This is a genomic window from Micromonospora sp. NPDC092111 (assembly GCF_044755745.1).
In the GTDB taxonomy this organism is placed as follows: Bacteria; Actinomycetota; Actinomycetes; order Mycobacteriales; family Micromonosporaceae; genus Micromonospora.
In genome coordinates this window covers 1-1,136 of record NZ_JBIVRQ010000047.1, presented here as the reverse complement: position 1 = coordinate 1,136, position 1,136 = coordinate 1, and the positions used below count along the sequence as shown (strand labels likewise).

General features: G+C 64.2%; 1 protein-coding gene. It reads right to left on the bottom strand.

Translation table 11 applies throughout. From position 1 onward, the window contains the following. The gene (locus ACIQG9_RS29825; RefSeq protein ID WP_400408572.1) at window positions 1-1,089 is read right to left on the bottom strand and encodes an IS630 family transposase; all 1,089 of its coding nucleotides are present in this window, start codon (window positions 1,087-1,089) and stop codon (window positions 1-3) included. Between the last annotated feature and the right edge of the window lie 47 nt (window positions 1,090-1,136).

Below are 1,136 nucleotides of genomic sequence, written 5' to 3'. Positions count from 1 at the left end.
CTAGTGTCCTGAGTCGTTAATTCGGCCGCAGTATGTGGCGAGGTTGTTCAGGATCTCGTCGGCGGTTCTGGTCCAGACGAACGGCTTGGGGTCGGCGTTCCACGCCTCGATCCAGGCTCGTACGTCGGCTTCGAGGTCGGCCACGCTGCGGTGGCTGGAGCGGCGGAGTTTGCGGTTGGTCAGTTCGGCGAACCAGCGCTCGACGAGGTTGAGCCACGACGACGATGTCGGGGTGAAGTGCAGGTGGAAGCGGGGATGCGCGGCCAGCCAGCGTTGCACGGCCGGGGTTTTGTGGGTGGCGTAGTTGTCCAGCACCAGGTGCAGGTCCAACTCGGCGGGAGTGTTGGCGTCGACGACCTTCAGGAACTTCAGGAATTCCTGGTGGCGGTGCCGGCGGTGCAACTGCCCGATGACCTTGCCCGTGACGGGGTCGAACGCGGCGAACAGGCTGGCCACACCGTGACGAATGTAGTCGTGGGTCTGCCTCGCGGGGATGGTGGGCATCATCGGCAGCATCGGTCGGGTCCGCTCCAGGGCCTGCATCTGCGACTTCTCGTCGACGCACAGCACCATCGCCTTGACCGGCGGATCCATGTACAGGCCCACCACATCGCGGACCTTCTCCACGAACATCGGGTCCGCCGACAGCTTCCAAGTGTCCACCAGATGCGGCTTGAGGCCGAATGCCCTCCAGATCCGCGACACCGCTGTCTGCGACAACCCAGTCTCTTTGGCCATCGACCGTGTCGACCAGTGACTGTCCTGATTGGCCGGCCGCCGCTCCAGCGTCTTGACGATTACTTCCTCGACACGGTCGTCGGTGACCCGACGCGGCGCCCCGGGCCGCGGCTCGTCAACCAGGCCCTCCAACCGACGCGCGAGGAAGCGGCTACGCCACTTGCCCACCATGTCCCGCGAAACGCCAAGGCGCTCCGCCACGTGGGTGTTAACCAAGCCATCAGCGCACAACAGAACGATCTTTGACCGCAACACCAACGCCTGCGACGACTTACCCCGCCGCGCCCACCGAATCAGACACGCACGCTCGTCATCAGTCAGTTCCACCACACCACGCGGACGACCAGCCACCGCGACAGTCTACTATCTGCCGACGAATTAACGACTCAGGACACTAG